This window comes from Leclercia adecarboxylata, from assembly GCF_006171285.1.
Lineage (GTDB): Bacteria > Pseudomonadota > Gammaproteobacteria > Enterobacterales > Enterobacteriaceae > Enterobacter > Enterobacter barmai.
In genome coordinates this window covers 4909378-4924232 of the sequence record NZ_CP040889.1, presented here as the reverse complement: position 1 = coordinate 4924232, position 14855 = coordinate 4909378, and the positions used below count along the sequence as shown (strand labels likewise).

The following is a 14855-nucleotide window of genomic DNA, read 5'->3' as shown; positions in this document are numbered from 1 at the left end:
GTTTATCCTCTTGCCGCTAATGCGGTAACCCGGTCGTAGGCTGCGCCAGAGCGCAACACTTCAATCACTTTCTGCGCGTTGACCTGTAAATCTTCTTCGCCGTGCAGACGCATCAGCATGGCGACGTTGGCGGCAACAGCGGCCTCATGCGCTGGCTCACCTTTACCTTGTAACAGGCGGGTCAGAATGTCACGGTTTTCTTCCGGGGTGCCGCCTGCCAGCTGTTCCTGGTGATACGGCGTTAAGCCAAAGTCGGCCGCTTCAAGCTGGTAGCTTTTGATCTCACCGTTGTTCAGTTCGGCCACCAGGGTCGGTGCATGCAGGGAGACTTCATCCATCCCGCCGCTGTGCACCACCGCCGCCCGCTGATAACCCAGCACGCGCAGGGTTTCGGCAATCGGCAGCACCAGTTCCGGGCTGTAGACGCCAATCAGCGCCAGCGGCGGGTGCGCCGGGTTGATCAGCGGCCCGAGCACGTTAAACAGGGTGCGGGTTTTCAGCTGCTGACGCACCGGCATCGCATGGCGGAATCCGGTGTGATACTTCGGCGCGAACAGGAAGCAGACGCCCAGCTCATCCAGCGCATCGCGGGATTTCTCCGCGTTCATATCCAGATTGATACCGAAGGCGGCCAGCAGATCCGACGAGCCGGAACGGCTGGAGACGCTGCGGTTACCGTGCTTTGCCACCTTCAACCCGCAGGCTGCAGCGACAAAGGCGCTGGCGGTGGAGATGTTGATGCTGTTGCTGCCGTCACCGCCGGTGCCGACGATATCCGCGAACAGATAGTCCGGGCGCGGGAACGGGGCGGCGTTTTCCAGCAGGGCGGTGGCGGCACCGGCAATCTCCTGGGGCTGTTCACCACGCACTTTCATGCTTACCAGCGCGGCGGCCAGCCGCTCGGGTTTCAGCTCGCCGCGTACCACGGCGGAGAACAGCTGGTGGCTCTCCTGCTGGCTCAGGGTCTGCGCCTGATAGAGTTTTTCCAGGATTGGCTGCAGGCTGTTGGTCTGCTCCAGTTTCTGCAGCGCCCAGTTAAGGGTCTGCTCCAGCAGGCGAGCGCCCTGGGAGGTCAGAATGGATTCCGGGTGGAACTGCATGCCGCAAACCCGGTCCGCATCGTGACGCACGGCCATCACCATCCCGTTGTAATGGGCGTTAATGGTCAGGCCCGCCGGGATGTTGCTGCCCACCAGCGAGTGATAGCGCGCCACCGGCAGCGGGTTCATCAGCCCGGCAAACATCGCCTGACCGTCATGTTCAATGCTGGAGGCTTTACCGTGCAGGATCTCTCCCGCCTGGCCGACGTAACCGCCGTAGGCCTCAACAATCGCCTGATGGCCCAGGCAGATCCCGATGATCGGCAGTTTGCCGCGCAGACGGGTCAACAGCTCCGGCATACAGCCCGCTTCACTTGGCGCGCCCGGCCCCGGGGAGAGCATCAGCACCGGGTTTTGCATGGTGGCCAGACGGTCGATTAAGGTCTGAGCCGGAACATGGTTACGGTAAATCACCACGTTGTGACCGTTAGCACGCAGCTGATCCGCCAGGTTATAGGTAAAGGAGTCGATATTATCGAGCAGCAGAATGTCAGCCATCAGAAAATCTCCTGTGCGTGATGGGCAGTCGCAATGGCGCGCAGTACTGCGCGGGCCTTGTTACGGGTTTCGTCAGCTTCAGACTGCGGAACAGAGTCGAGAACGATGCCCGCGCCCGCCTGGACGGTGGCGATCCCCTCTTCGACGTAGGCGGAGCGGATCACGATGCAGGTATCCAGATCGCCGTGGGCGGTAAAGTAGCCCACCGCACCGCCGTAGCTGCCGCGACGACGGCCTTCGGCCTGGGCAATCAGCTGCATGGCGCGAACTTTCGGCGCGCCGCTCAGGGTGCCCATGTTCATGCAGGCGCGGTAGGCGTGCAGCACGTCCAGATCCTGACGCAGTTCGCCCACCACGCGGGAAACCAGATGCATCACGAAGGAGTAACGGTCCACTTTGGTCAAGTCGGCGACGTAACGGCTGCCCGGGGTGCAGATGCGCGCCAGGTCGTTACGTGCCAGGTCAACCAGCATCAGGTGTTCTGACATCTCTTTCTGGTCGGTGCGCATCTCCAGCTCGATGCGGCTGTCGAGGTCGCGATCCAACGAACCGTCGGCACGACGACCGCGCGGGCGGGTACCGGCAATAGGATAGATTTCAATCTGACGGCTGGTGGCGTCGTACTTCAGGGAGCTCTCCGGCGAGGCGCCGAACAGGGTAAAATCGTTATCCTGCATAAAGAACATGTACGGGCTCGGGTTGCTCTTCTTCAGCACGTCATAGGCCGCCAGCGGGGACGGGCAGGGCAGGGAGAAGCGACGGGACGGCACTACCTGGAAAATCTCGCCGGCGCGAATGGCTTTCTGCATCTGACGGACCACCACGCCGTACTCATCGTCGGTCTGGCTGACGTCGCAACGCATCTGCTCCACGCGCTGCACCGGCAGCTCCGGTGGGGCTTCATCCATCTGCGCCTGCAGCTGGGCAATGCGCTGCTCCAGACGCTGCTTCTCCGCCAGAATCGGGGTGAACAGGCTGGCCTGAATACGGGTGTACTTTTTCTGGTGGTCGATCACCAGTAAGGTTTCCGCCAGATAGAAGCAGTAGTCCGGGCAGCGGTTTCCCTGCTCAAGCTCAGGGAGATCTTCAAAACCGGCCACCAGGTCGTAAGCAAACAGCCCACCAAAGAACATCGCTTCGCGCTCGCTTTCAGGCACATTGACCAGGTTTTGCAGCAGGCGGAAGGCATCAAACACCGACAGAGAACAGAGACGGGCATCTTCATCCAGCAGCTGGCTGACCGGCGGGAAGTGCAGGATGCGCTGGTCAGGGCGATGTTCATTCTCAATGCCAGCTGGCAGAACATCATCCAGCAGCGACAGCAGGGCCGCACCGTTTTCAGAAAGCGCCTGCAGGGTGACGGTATCGCCCAAAGCGGTGATGCGCAGGGCGCTGTCGACCAGCAGCAGACTTTTCAGATCGTCTTTACTGTCGATATCCGCAGACTCCAGCAGCAGAGTGGCGGGACGCGCGCCGCACACCTGATGGAACAGGGCGGTGGGGTTGTGGCGATACGCCGCCTCGCGGGTCAGCAGTTCGAGGTTCGGTTTGGCTGTTTGCATTATGTTGTTCTCTTTATTCTGTTCATAAAAAAGCCCGCTCAGTGGCGGGCCAGGTATCTGAATGCATGACGCAGACGTACGACACTGCCCGTTAATCAGGAAGTGCGCCACCAGCTGTGCAGAGTAAAATGTGCGGTCATTTTCAGATACCTCGTTGAGTGAACTTGCGTACTAGTTAACTAGTTCGATGGCTTATTGTCAACCCCCCGATTTCAGAATTTCACCACATACCGTTATTATGGCCGCGCAGATATTGACGAGCAGTGACGGGAGCCGCTTTGAGCGACACGAATTACGCAGTGATTTATGATTTACACAGCCACACGCAGGCCTCTGACGGCCTGCTTACGCCTGAAGAGCTTGTCCATCGCGCCCATGAGATGCGAGTGGGCACGCTGGCCATTACCGATCACGATACCACCGAGGCCATTGCAGCCGCGCGGGCAGAAATTACCCGCAGCGGATTGCCCCTGACCCTGATAACCGGCGTGGAAATATCCACCGTCTGGGAAAATCATGAGATTCATATCGTCGGGTTAAACATCGATATCGAAAACCCGGCGATGCGCGCGTTTCTGGACCAACAAAAGACGCGGCGCGTGCTGCGGGCCGAGATGATCGCCGAACGCCTGGAGAAAGCCCATATTCCCGGCGCCTGGGAAGGGGCCATGCGGCTGGCGAAAGACGGGGCGGTGACCCGCGCCCACTTTGCCCGTTTTCTGGTGGAAGCCGGTAAGGCAAATAACATTGCGGATGTGTTTAAAAAATACCTCGCCCGCGGGAAAACCGGATACGTTCCTCCCCAGTGGTGTACAATAGAACAAGCTATTGATGTCATTCATCATTCTGGCGGCAAGGCAGTACTGGCCCATCCGGGGCGGTATAACCTCTCCGCCAAATGGCTGAAACGTCTGCTGGCTTACTTTGCCGAACACGGCGGAGATGCGATGGAAGTCGCCCAGTGTCAGCAGGCACCCAACGAGCGCAGTCAGCTGGCTGAATATGCCCGCCAGTATGGACTCCTTGCCTCCCAGGGCTCTGATTTTCATCAGCCTTGTCCCTGGATAGAGCTGGGACGCAAGCTCTGGTTACCTGCTGGCGTCGAGCCGGTGTGGCAACTCTGGGAGCAGCCAACGCCAATTGAAGAGAGGGTAGTATGAGCCAATTTTTTTATATCCATCCTGACAATCCGCAGCCGCGTTTGATTAATCAGGCCGTGGAGATCGTGCGTAAGGGCGGGGTTATCGTCTATCCAACCGATTCCGGTTACGCGCTGGGCTGTAAGATCGAAGATAAAACCGCGATGGAGCGTATCTGCCGGATCCGCCACATCCCGAACGGGCATAACTTTACCCTGATGTGCCGCGATCTCTCTGAGTTATCCACCTACTCCTACGTGGATAATGTCGCGTTTCGGTTGATCAAAAACAACACGCCGGGCAACTACACCTTCATCCTTAAAGGGACGAAAGAGGTGCCGCGCCGCCTGCTGCAGGAAAAACGCAAAACCATCGGGATGCGCGTGCCGTCGAACCCGATTGCCCAGGCGCTGCTTGAAACCCTCGGCGAGCCGATGCTCTCCACCTCGCTGATGCTGCCGGGCAGCGAATTTACCGAATCCGATCCGGATGAGATCAAAGACCGCCTCGAGAAGCAGGTGGAGTTGATTATTCACGGCGGCTATCTCGGCCAGCAACCGACCACGGTAATTGATTTAACGGAAGATGCGCCGGTCGTGCTGCGTGAAGGCGTGGGGGACGTTAAGCCTTTCCTGTAATAGCGTAATTTCCTGTCCTCTGGGGCCATCTTATTAGCAAATATAATGGCCCTGATAGTAACGCTTCGCTTATTTCCTTCTGTATTTAAAATCTTATTATTATCTGAAAAGTATTCTTTTGCCGGAATCATCTCAGCTTGCCTGAATAAGTGGTTGTACGTTAAACGAACACTTATTTATAGATAGAGGGATAATCTGTGGCGTTACAGGGGACACTCATTCTGAACGGGGCGGATTATGCGCCTTTCAATGTGTATGGCTGTTGCAAAACCAGTCCGCATCGCACCTGGAAAAATGCGTTCCTTGATGGAGCGCGGACGGGGGAGGTGCTCGGCGGTGGCTATAATAAAAAACATTGCGCGTAAAATAGGTAAATTTATTTATTTCGTTTTTTTGTTGATGTGTGTAGGTCACAGTCTCCCATACGCAGAGTTATATATTAATGAAGATTTTGCAACAAAATGGGCGTTGTTCTTCTATGGAAGTGAAGACGCAGAATCCTTGTATGAAGCTTTTTTCGATATAGATTTGTCTGTGATGCTATCAATAGCAATTCCTGTCTATATTTTAACAATGAAGTTAATCAAAAAATTAAGGAGGAAATAGAATGCCAACCCTCCCTGTATGTGGGTTAAGAAAATGGCGGTGCAGTGTAGACGGCAACATCCAGTTTACCGATGCCTGGAATGAACGCCCGACGGCCTGACGCAAACTGATAGCCCGCTCGTTGGGCTTACTTCAGGTCATCAGCACAAGAAATCTGCCGCGTAAAACTTGTTGAATCATTTAGTCTAAAATTCATGTAATATGTGCGGCCATGAATCACTGGGCGAGACGTATTGTCTGCCATTATGTGTGCTGTGAAAGAGTTACAGATCATTGAGTTAGGTTCTGGTTGAGCTTAACTCATTGTTTTATAAAGTACACCAGACGCCTGTGAAGGCGACACCTGAAGGAAGCTCAATGAGCGAGAAATTACAGAAAGTGCTGGCCCGCGCCGGCCACGGCTCACGCCGTGAAATCGAAACCATTATCGCAGCAGGTCGTGTCAGCGTGGACGGTAAAATCGCCACCCTGGGCGATCGTGTTGACATCGTACCCGGCCTGAAAATTCGTATCGACGGCCACCTGATCTCCGTGAAAGAGTCTGCCGAGCAGATTTGCCGCGTGCTGGCTTACTACAAGCCGGAAGGTGAACTCTGCACCCGCAACGATCCGGAAGGTCGTCCAACCGTGTTTGACCGCCTGCCAAAACTGCGCGGCGCGCGCTGGATCGCGGTAGGTCGTCTGGACGTAAACACCTGCGGTCTGCTGCTGTTCACTACCGATGGTGAACTGGCAAACCGTCTGATGCACCCAAGCCGTGAAGTGGAACGTGAATACGCGGTCCGCGTGTTCGGGGAAGTTGACGACAATAAGATCCGTGAACTGTCGCGCGGCGTGCAGCTTGAAGATGGCCCGGCAGCGTTTAAAACCATCAAATTCACCGGTGGCGAAGGCATTAACCAGTGGTACAACGTGACCCTGACCGAAGGTCGTAACCGCGAGGTGCGTCGTCTGTGGGAAGCCGTTGGCGTGCAGGTTAGCCGTCTGATCCGTGTCCGTTACGGTGACATCCTTCTGCCGAAGGGCCTGCCACGTGGCGGCTATACGGAGCTGGATTTAACCCAGACCAACTATCTGCGTGAGCTGGTGGAACTGACCCCGGAAACCACTTCGAAAGTGGCGGTGGAGAAAGATCGTCGTCGCATGAAAGCGAACCAGATCCGTCGGGCGGTTAAACGTCATAGCCAGGTCAGCAGCAATCGCCGCTCTGGCAGCCGTAACAACAACGGCTAAAAATAAAAAACCCGGCAACGCCGGGTTTTTTGTTAATAGTCGATGCCGATTTGCGCTTTAACGCCTGCATCGAAGGCGTGTTTGACCGGTCGTAACTCGCTAACCGTATCCGCCATCTCCATAATATCCCGATGACAGCCGCGCCCGGTGATAATCACCGTCTGGTGTGCCGGACGACTGTTCAGCGCCTCAACCACCTCCTGCAACGGTAAATAGTCGTAGGCCACCATATAGGTGATCTCATCCAGCAGAACCATATTCAGCGTTGGGTCCGCCAGCATACGCTTCGCATGCTCCCAGACGGCCAGACAGGCCGCAGTGTCCGTTTCGCGGTTCTGAGTATCCCAGGTAAAGCCGGTGGCCATGACCTGAAACTCCACCCCATGCGGTTCCAGCAGATTACGCTCGCCGTTTGGCCACTCGCCCTTAATGAACTGAATGACGCCCACCTTTTGACCGTGACCGACGGCGCGCGTTGCCGTGCCAAAAGCTGCTGTGGTTTTGCCTTTGCCGTTGCCGGTAAAGACGATAATAATCCCGCGCTCATCCTGAGCTGCGGCAACACGGGCATCAACCTGTTCTTTAAGGCGCTGCTGGCGCTGTTGATGACGTTCATCACTCATTGCGATATTCCTGGTTTACGGCCGGGTTGGGCATCAAAGGTCATGCCGGTTTTCCGGCGGCTGTCGTCGCCCATCAGCCACAGATAGAGCGGCATGATATCGGCGGGGGTTTTTAGTTTAAGCGGATCTTCGCTCGGGAACGCGCTGGCGCGCATGCTGGTACGCGTCCCGCCGGGGTTGATGCAGTTCACGCGCAGATGGCGGCTCTGATACTCCTCAGCCAGCACCTGCATCATCCCTTCGGTGGCAAATTTCGAGGCGGCATACGCGCCCCAGTTTGCCCGGCCCTGGCGTCCGACGCTTGACGAAGTAAAGACCAGCGAGCCGGAATCGGACTGCAGTAATAAAGGAAGGAGCGCCTGGGTAAGGAAAAAGGTGCCGTTAACGTTCACCTGCATGACCTGCTGCCAGATCTCCGGGTTTTGCTCATCCATTGGGCGGACTTCGCCAAGCAGGCCCGCATTGTGGAGCACGCCGTCCAGACGCGGATACTCGGTGGCGATACGCCCGGCAAGCTCCCGGCAGCTCTCCGGGGTGCAGGTTAACAGGTCGAGAATGTACTCGCGGGTGGGGGCTCCGCCTTCACTGGCGATAGCCTGAGCAACATCGCGCAGCTTATCTTCATTACGACCCAGCAGGATAAGGCGCGCACCGTGGCGGGCATAGGTCAATGCCGCCTCGCGGCCAATGCCGTCGCTGGCTCCCGTGACCAGAATAATACGGTTTTGCAGAAGATCTTTTTTAGGTTGATAGTGCAAGGTCACTCCTCTGGCGCGCGTTGGCGCGGCCCATGCTGTGCGGTCTCTTTTCGGCTTTATGCCCGAAAGCGCGGCTGATTACAATCAGTCTACCGGTGAGTTCGCTGTAAAATTAACAATTTGCAAATATTTCATCCACAAATAAACATTTCTGAAGACGGCTCGCAAGGGTATCGTCAGCTGAGAGACGCCTGCTGAAGGCTGTTGTACACTGAGTGAGAAAACAAGTGGTTAAACCAAGGTGGACGCGTGGAATTACTTTCTGAGTACGGATTATTTCTGGCCAAAATTGCGACGGTGGTGATTGCCATTGCGGTGATCGCCGTTCTGATTGTTAACCTGACGCAGCGCAAACGCCAGCGCGGCGAGTTGCGCATTACCCGCTTAAGCGAGCAGTACACGGATATGAAGGAAGAGATGTCAGTAGCGCTGCTTGATGCTCATGAGCAGAAGCTGTGGCACAAAGCGCAGAAGAAAAAACACAAGCTTGAAGCGAAAGCGGCAAAGCAGAAAGCAAAACAGGAGCATCGCCCTGAAGTGCCGAAACCGCGCGTTTATGTGCTGGATTTTAAAGGCAGCATGGATGCCCATGAAGTGTCATCTCTGCGTGAAGAAGTGACAGCGGTGCTGGCGGTGGCAAGAGCTGAAGACCAGGTTGTTCTGCGTCTCGAAAGCCCGGGTGGGGTGGTGCATGGTTACGGACTGGCTTCTTCCCAGCTGCAACGACTGCGCGATAAGCAGATCCCGCTGACGGTCGCGGTGGATAAAGTCGCTGCCAGCGGAGGCTACATGATGGCCTGCGTGGCCGATAAAATTGTCGCGGCGCCTTTCTCTATTATTGGTTCGATTGGCGTGGTAGCACAGATCCCGAACTTCAATCGTTTCCTGAAAAATAAAGATATTGATGTGGAGCTTCATACGGCAGGCCAGTACAAACGCACGCTGACTCTGCTGGGTGAAAACACCGAAGAGGGGCGACAGAAGTTCCGTGAAGATCTCAATGATACCCACCAGCTCTTTAAAGGGTTCGTGAAAGAGATGCGACCCTCACTGGATATCGACCAGGTCGCCACCGGCGAGCACTGGTACGGTACCCAGGCGCTGGACAAGGGGCTGGTGGATCAGGTGGGCACCAGCGACGATCTGCTGCTATCTCTGATGGAAGGGCGCGAACTGGTTGGCGTGCGCTATATGCGTCGTAAAAAGCTGATGGATCGCTTTACCAATAGCGCCGCTGAAAGCGCGGATCGTCTGCTGCTGCGCTGGTTGCAGCGCGGGCAAAAACCGCTGCTCTGAATAAAAACGCGAGGCATTTGCCTCGCGTTTTCGCATCAATCAACCAGGTGGTACTTTTCGGAGAGCACATGGGCCAGGTATTTAAACATGTTAAATACTGCCGTGCTGCGCGGGGTCGGCAGACCCTGCTCGTCCAGGAAGTATTCCCCGCTGAACACCAGCACACCATTGCGCTGCTCTACGCCTGTGGCTTCGATTCCTGCCATGGTGTCGTCATGTTCACGAATGAGTTTATTTGCTTCAGCAAGCAAGGTTACGCGGTCAATTGGTTGGGTAGTTTGCTGCATTATCCACTCCTTAAACAGTGTTATTAGTCTACGCCGCAGCGGTCCCGGGAGCAAATTTTCCCCATTTTGGCGCTTGTCGGGCAAGACGGACAGCGCTGGCGTGATTTGCTTTTGCATGCTAATAAAGTTGCGTAACGGATTTTATCAGGTAGAGTGTGCGCTTTCGTCATTCTGGCAACAGATTTGCTTGACATTCGACCTAAGTCTCGTCGTGCAGTCACACTGAAGCGAGAAAAAGCGCGTTATCTCAACCGCTTGTGTGACGTCGTTTTTGCGACTGAACTGAAAAGAGGGTTGATATCCACTGATGGCGTCGCTATATAACTGTCTCGTCGCCAGTGGAAGGTGAACTCACGCGACGTATTCCTGGAAGAAACAAATTAGGTAAAGGTGAATATGGGTAAAGCTCTCGTTATCGTTGAGTCCCCGGCAAAAGCCAAAACGATCAATAAGTATCTGGGTAGTGACTACGTGGTTAAGTCCAGCGTCGGTCACATCCGCGATCTGCCGACCAGTGGCTCAGCCAAGAAGAGCGCCGACTCTACCTCCACCAAAGGGGCCAAAAAGCCTAAAAAGGATGAACGTAGCGCGCTCGTAAATCGCATGGGGGTTAACCCATGGGATAACTGGCAGGCACAGTACGAAGTACTGCCGGGTAAAGAGAAAGTCGTCTCCGAGCTGAAACAGCTGGCGGAAAAAGCCGACCATATCTATCTCGCAACCGACCTTGACCGCGAAGGGGAGGCCATTGCATGGCACCTGCGGGAAGTGATCGGTGGCGATGACACACGCTATAGCCGCGTGGTGTTTAACGAAATTACCAAAAACGCGATCCGCCAGGCGTTTGAAAAGCCGGGCGAGCTGAATATCGATCGCGTTAACGCCCAGCAGGCGCGCCGCTTTATGGACCGCGTCGTGGGCTATATGGTCTCTCCACTGCTGTGGAAAAAGATTGCGCGTGGTCTTTCAGCTGGCCGCGTGCAATCTGTTGCCGTACGTCTGGTGGTTGAACGGGAACGCGAAATCAAAGCGTTTGTGCCGGAAGAGTTCTGGGAAATTGACGCCAGCGTAACGACGCCAGGCGGCGATACGTTGCCGCTGGAAGTCTCCCATCAGAACGATAAACCGTTCCGCCCTGAAAACCGCGATCAGACTATGGCCGCGGTGGCGATGCTGGAAAAAGCCCGCTATCAGGTACTGGATCGTGAAGACAAACCGACCAGCAGCAAGCCCGGCGCACCGTTTATTACTTCCACGCTGCAGCAGGCGGCCAGCACCCGTCTGGGCTATGGCGTGAAAAAAACCATGATGATGGCTCAGCGTCTGTATGAGGCGGGTTACATCACCTATATGCGTACTGACTCAACCAACCTGAGCCAGGACGCCGTTAACATGGTGCGTGATTACATTGGCGATAACTTCGGTAAGAAATACCTGCCTGAGAGCGCAAATCAGTACAACAGCAAAGAGAACTCGCAGGAAGCGCACGAAGCCATTCGTCCTTCCGACGTCGCTGTGCTGGCGGAATCCCTGAAGGATATGGAAGCCGACGCGCAGAAACTCTATCAGCTGATCTGGCGCCAGTTCGTTGCCTGTCAGATGACGCCTGCGCAGTATGACTCCACCACCCTGACCGTGGGGGCCGGTGATTTCCGCCTGAAAGCGCGTGGACGTATCCTGCGTTTCGACGGCTGGACCAAAGTGATGCCTGCGCTGCGTAAGGGTGATGAAGATAAAACCCTGCCAGCGGTCAACACCGGGGATGAACTCACCCTTGTTGAGCTGACCCCGGCACAGCACTTCACCAAGCCGCCGGCACGCTTCAGCGAAGCCTCGTTGGTGAAAGAGCTGGAAAAACGCGGTATCGGTCGCCCGTCTACCTATGCGTCGATCATTTCGACCATTCAGGATCGCGGCTATGTGCGGACCGAAAACCGTCGTTTCTATGCTGAGAAAATGGGGGAAATCGTCACCGATCGCCTGGAAGATAACTTCCGCGAGCTGATGAACTACGATTTTACCGCGCAGATGGAAAACAGCCTTGACCAGGTGGCTAACCACGAAGCCGAGTGGAAGAAGGTGCTGGACAGCTTCTTCAGCGACTTTACAAAGCAACTGGACAAAGCGGAAAAAGACCCTGAAGAGGGTGGCATGCAGCCGAACCAGATGGTGCTGACCAGCATCGACTGCCCGACCTGCGGCCGTAAGATGGGTATTCGTACCGCCACCACCGGTGTGTTCCTCGGTTGCTCAGGCTATGCGTTATCGCCTAAAGAGCGCTGCAAAACCACCATCAACCTGGTGCCGGAAAACGAAGTGCTGAACGTGCTGGAAGGCGACGATGCGGAAACCAACGCCCTACGCGCCAAACGTCGCTGCACCAAATGCGGCACGGCGATGGACAGCTACCTGATCGATCCGAAACGTAAGCTGCATGTCTGTGGTAACAACCCGACCTGCGACGGCTACGAGATCGAAGAGGGCGAGTTCCGCATCAAGGGCTATGACGGTCCGATTGTGGAGTGTGAGAAGTGTGGTTCTGAAATGCACCTGAAGATGGGGCGTTTTGGTAAGTACATGGCCTGCACCAACGACGACTGCAAAAACACGCGTAAGATCCTGCGTAATGGTGAAGTGGCACCGCCGAAGGAAGATCCGGTTCCGCTGCCGGAACTGCCGTGTGAAAAGTCCGATGCCTACTTTGTTCTGCGTGATGGCGCTGCGGGCGTCTTCCTGGCGGCGAACACCTTCCCGAAATCTCGTGAAACGCGTGCGCCACTGGTCGAAGAGCTTTATCGCTTCCGCGATCGTCTGGCAGAAAAACTGCGCTATCTGGCCGATGCTCCTCAGCAGGATCCAGAGGGTAATAAGACCGTTGTGCGCTTTAGCCGTAAAACTAAGCAGCAATATGTTGCTGCTGAAAAAGACGGTAAAGCGACAGGTTGGTCAGCATTTTATGTTGACGGTAAATGGGTTGAAGGTAAGAAATAACCTTAATTTACTGTAAGTTACCTTTAAAGGGCCGGGGTTCCGGCCCTTTTTTATTGCCCGGTTATTATTTTTTGTTACGGACTATACAGCAAAGATATAAGTGATATAGTGGTTATAGTTAACCCTTTTCTTATTATCAAATCGTCTTAAGCGATTGCCCGTGTACGCTAAATCGGATGGTCTGGCATGAAACTACAGCAGCTCCGCTATATCGTTGAGGTGGTCAACCACAACCTTAACGTCTCCTCCACCGCAGAAGGTCTCTATACTTCGCAACCCGGCATCAGCAAGCAGGTCCGTATGCTTGAAGATGAACTGGGGATCCAGATTTTCGCCCGCAGCGGTAAACACCTTACCCAGGTTACGCCTGCCGGGCAGGAGATTATTCGTATCGCCCGCGAAGTGCTGTCGAAGGTCGATGCCATTAAATCCGTTGCCGGGGAGCACACCTGGCCGGATAAAGGCTCGCTGTATATCGCCACCACCCACACCCAGGCGCGCTACGCTCTGCCCGGCGTTATCAAAGGGTTTATCGAGCGCTATCCTCGCGTGTCGTTGCATATGCATCAGGGCTCGCCGACGCAAATCGCCGAGGCGGTATCCAAGGGCAACGCGGACTTCGCTATCGCCACCGAAGCGCTGCATCTGTATGACGATCTGGTGATGCTGCCTTGCTATCACTGGAACCGCTCGATAGTGGTGACGCCGGAGCATCCGCTGGCGGCGAAAACTTCGGTATCCATTGAAGAGCTGGCGCAGTATCCGCTGGTGACTTACACCTTCGGTTTTACGGGCCGTTCGGAGCTGGATACCGCCTTCAACCGCGCAGGGCTGACGCCAAGGATTGTCTTTACCGCGACTGACGCCGATGTGATCAAAACCTACGTGCGTCTTGGCCTGGGGGTAGGGGTTATTGCCAGCATGGCGGTGGATCCTGTCGCCGATCCCGATTTAGTGCGACTGGATACCCAGGGGGTGTTCGGCCACAGCACCACCAAAATCGGTTTCCGTCGCAGCACCTTCCTGCGTAGCTATATGTATGATTTTATTCAACGATTCGCACCACATCTGACCCGCGACGTGGTCGATACCGCGGTGGCGCTACGTTCGAACGAAGATATCGAAGCGATGTTTAAAGATATCAAGCTGCCGGAAAAATAATAACCTTCGGTATCTTTCCCTCGGGAAAGATACCCTTCTCAGTTGTCGTTCTGAATTAAAATCCCCTCCAGTTTTCTCTCATGCTTCATTAACCATGGGGTTACGGCGTTTTTTTTTCCTGAAACTGCTCAGCAAAGCTGACAAAAATAGAAAATAATTAACCGCTACGCAAATTCCACGTTTCATTTATATATTTCCGCTCAAAAGATTAAATATTTGACGCTACAGGATTCGTAAATTCGCTGGATCTTCGACTAAAGTTTCTTTAGGATTTATCTCAGTCAAGATTACTTATACCAATTGTTTGGTATCAAAATGATAAGCGAAATCGATTGTATGAGGTTAGCAATGCCGTCAGGAAGTCACGAGCCGCAAAGGGACCCAGGACTTAAGCGTAAAGCCTGGCTGGCGGTGTTTCTGGGTTCCACGTTGTTTTGGGTCGTGGTGGCGTTTCTGGTCTGGAAATTCTGGGGTTAATTATGGCGGTTCAGGGGCGTAGTGAAGCAGTTAAGCCTGTGTGTCAGCAGCGTGACACGCGTCGCAAAGTCCGTAATGACGCTACAGGTAACGTTCCGGCGTCCTGGAAGTTGTCACCGCAGCAGCAAGCCTTTATTGATTTGTTCGCAGAAGACGAAGCCAAAAAACAATAATTCGTATTATCAGCGTAGCGTGATAATAATCTGATGCGCTTTTGTACTCTTTAATAAATACACATCAGCAATATCGAACTGAGGCAAACTCAGCTGTCAAAGAATAAATAAAGCGTGGTGTCGCAATGATGAATAATATATCCGGAGCTAAATACTGGTCGTGGATGGCCGCGTTTTCCCTCTCGATCCTCTTCTGGTGCCAGCTGATCTGGCTCACCCTCCAGTGAATGACGAAAGCCTCGCTCCGGCGGGGCTTTTTGTTTTCCCGCCGAATTTGTCTATTTGAGTTGTTATCAAATCGTTACGGTGACGA

Annotated in this window: 15 protein-coding genes and 1 other annotated feature; of the genes, 10 read left to right on the top strand and 5 right to left on the bottom strand. The window is 54.8% G+C overall.

What is annotated here, in order from left to right; translation table 11 throughout:
• Positions 1–2: 2 nt before the first annotated feature.
• Together trpD and FHN83_RS25245 are read right to left on the bottom strand one after the other, a co-directional pair.
• Positions 3–1598, bottom strand: a complete 1596-nt coding sequence (gene trpD / locus FHN83_RS25250) for a bifunctional anthranilate synthase glutamate amidotransferase component TrpG/anthranilate phosphoribosyltransferase TrpD (protein ID WP_139565329.1) — start codon at positions 1596–1598, stop codon at positions 3–5.
• A complete protein-coding gene (locus FHN83_RS25245; RefSeq protein WP_039030665.1) occupies positions 1598–3160 on the bottom strand; it encodes an anthranilate synthase component 1 in 1563 nt (520 codons plus the stop codon). The genes trpD and FHN83_RS25245 overlap by 1 nt, the downstream gene beginning before the upstream one ends.
• 24 nt (positions 3161–3184) lie before the next feature.
• Positions 3185–3279: a sequence feature (Trp leader region), on the bottom strand.
• Between the two features lie 144 nt (positions 3280–3423).
• Here FHN83_RS25245 and rnm point away from each other — a divergent pair.
• The 4 genes from rnm (at position 3424) to rluB (ending at position 6776) form a co-directional block, all read left to right on the top strand.
• Positions 3424–4320 (top strand): RNase RNM, encoded by an 897-nt coding sequence (gene rnm, locus FHN83_RS25240; RefSeq protein WP_176556531.1) that lies wholly within the window; start codon positions 3424–3426, stop codon positions 4318–4320.
• Positions 4317–4937 carry an L-threonylcarbamoyladenylate synthase gene (locus FHN83_RS25235; RefSeq protein ID WP_039030663.1) on the top strand — a complete coding sequence of 207 codons (621 nt, stop codon included), beginning with the start codon at positions 4317–4319 and terminating at the stop codon, positions 4935–4937. Before rnm ends, FHN83_RS25235 begins: the two co-directional genes overlap by 4 nt.
• Before the next feature lie 237 nt (positions 4938–5174).
• On the top strand, positions 5175–5543 hold the full coding sequence (locus tag FHN83_RS25230; protein ID WP_139565327.1) for a hypothetical protein: 369 nt from the start codon (positions 5175–5177) through the stop codon (positions 5541–5543).
• A 357-nt stretch (positions 5544–5900) separates the two neighbouring features.
• Positions 5901–6776 (top strand): 23S rRNA pseudouridine(2605) synthase RluB, encoded by an 876-nt coding sequence (gene rluB / locus FHN83_RS25225; protein WP_039030662.1) that lies wholly within the window; start codon positions 5901–5903, stop codon positions 6774–6776.
• A gap of 32 nt (positions 6777–6808) precedes the next feature.
• Here the strand turns inward: rluB and cobO are convergent, their stop codons facing one another.
• Both cobO and FHN83_RS25215 read right to left on the bottom strand, forming a co-directional pair.
• Complete coding sequence (gene cobO, locus FHN83_RS25220) at positions 6809–7399, bottom strand: cob(I)yrinic acid a,c-diamide adenosyltransferase (protein WP_039031850.1); 591 nt, start codon at positions 7397–7399, stop codon at positions 6809–6811.
• Entirely contained in the window at positions 7396–8157 is a 762-nt protein-coding gene (locus tag FHN83_RS25215; protein WP_039031851.1) for a YciK family oxidoreductase, read from the bottom strand. Before FHN83_RS25215 ends, cobO begins: the two co-directional genes overlap by 4 nt.
• A gap of 249 nt (positions 8158–8406) precedes the next feature.
• Here FHN83_RS25215 and sohB point away from each other — a divergent pair, with 249 nt between their 5' ends.
• Positions 8407–9453, top strand: coding sequence for a protease SohB (gene sohB, locus FHN83_RS25210; protein WP_138369204.1), 1047 nt, complete (start codon positions 8407–8409; stop codon positions 9451–9453).
• 35 nt (positions 9454–9488) lie between these two features.
• Here sohB and FHN83_RS25205 read toward each other — a convergent pair whose 3' ends face one another.
• Entirely contained in the window at positions 9489–9740 is a 252-nt protein-coding gene (locus FHN83_RS25205; RefSeq protein ID WP_039031853.1) for a YciN family protein, read from the bottom strand.
• A 396-nt stretch (positions 9741–10136) separates the two neighbouring features.
• Between FHN83_RS25205 and topA the strand changes: the two genes are divergently transcribed.
• The 5 genes from topA (at position 10137) to ymiC (ending at position 14769) form a co-directional block, all read left to right on the top strand.
• On the top strand, positions 10137–12731 hold the full coding sequence (topA, locus tag FHN83_RS25200; protein WP_039031854.1) for a type I DNA topoisomerase: 2595 nt from the start codon (positions 10137–10139) through the stop codon (positions 12729–12731).
• A gap of 186 nt (positions 12732–12917) precedes the next feature.
• Positions 12918–13892 (top strand): HTH-type transcriptional regulator CysB, encoded by a 975-nt coding sequence (gene cysB, locus FHN83_RS25195; RefSeq protein ID WP_032611190.1) that lies wholly within the window; start codon positions 12918–12920, stop codon positions 13890–13892.
• A gap of 336 nt (positions 13893–14228) precedes the next feature.
• Positions 14229–14369: a YmiA family putative membrane protein gene (locus FHN83_RS25190; protein ID WP_218015341.1), complete on the top strand. Its 141-nt coding sequence runs from the start codon at positions 14229–14231 to the stop codon at positions 14367–14369.
• Between the two features lie 2 nt (positions 14370–14371).
• Positions 14372–14542, top strand: a complete 171-nt coding sequence (locus FHN83_RS28335) for a hypothetical protein (RefSeq protein ID WP_072036729.1) — start codon at positions 14372–14374, stop codon at positions 14540–14542.
• Positions 14543–14667: 125 nt separating this feature from the next.
• Positions 14668–14769 (top strand): small membrane protein YmiC, encoded by a 102-nt coding sequence (ymiC, locus tag FHN83_RS28735; RefSeq protein ID WP_231568169.1) that lies wholly within the window; start codon positions 14668–14670, stop codon positions 14767–14769.
• The last annotated feature ends 86 nt before the right edge of the window (positions 14770–14855 follow it).

Excerpts from the sequence above, each read along its gene's own strand:
- trpD (WP_139565329.1), bottom strand. The coding sequence starts at position 1,598 with ATGGCTGACATTCTGCTGCTCGATAATATCGACTCCTTTACCTATAAC.
- FHN83_RS25245 (WP_039030665.1), bottom strand. The coding sequence starts at position 3,160 with ATGCAAACAGCCAAACCGAACCTCGAACTGCTGACCCGCGAGGCGGCG.
- FHN83_RS25235 (WP_039030663.1), top strand. The coding sequence starts at position 4,317 with ATGAGCCAATTTTTTTATATCCATCCTGACAATCCGCAGCCGCGTTTG.
- FHN83_RS25230 (WP_139565327.1), top strand. The coding sequence starts at position 5,175 with ATGCGCCTTTCAATGTGTATGGCTGTTGCAAAACCAGTCCGCATCGCA.
- rluB (WP_039030662.1), top strand. The coding sequence starts at position 5,901 with ATGAGCGAGAAATTACAGAAAGTGCTGGCCCGCGCCGGCCACGGCTCA.
- cobO (WP_039031850.1), bottom strand. The coding sequence starts at position 7,399 with ATGAGTGATGAACGTCATCAACAGCGCCAGCAGCGCCTTAAAGAACAG.
- FHN83_RS25205 (WP_039031853.1), bottom strand. The coding sequence starts at position 9,740 with ATGCAGCAAACTACCCAACCAATTGACCGCGTAACCTTGCTTGCTGAA.
- topA (WP_039031854.1), top strand. The coding sequence starts at position 10,137 with ATGGGTAAAGCTCTCGTTATCGTTGAGTCCCCGGCAAAAGCCAAAACG.
- cysB (WP_032611190.1), top strand. The coding sequence starts at position 12,918 with ATGAAACTACAGCAGCTCCGCTATATCGTTGAGGTGGTCAACCACAAC.
- FHN83_RS25190 (WP_218015341.1), top strand. The coding sequence starts at position 14,229 with ATGAGGTTAGCAATGCCGTCAGGAAGTCACGAGCCGCAAAGGGACCCA.
- FHN83_RS28335 (WP_072036729.1), top strand. The coding sequence starts at position 14,372 with ATGGCGGTTCAGGGGCGTAGTGAAGCAGTTAAGCCTGTGTGTCAGCAG.
- ymiC (WP_231568169.1), top strand. The coding sequence starts at position 14,668 with ATGATGAATAATATATCCGGAGCTAAATACTGGTCGTGGATGGCCGCG.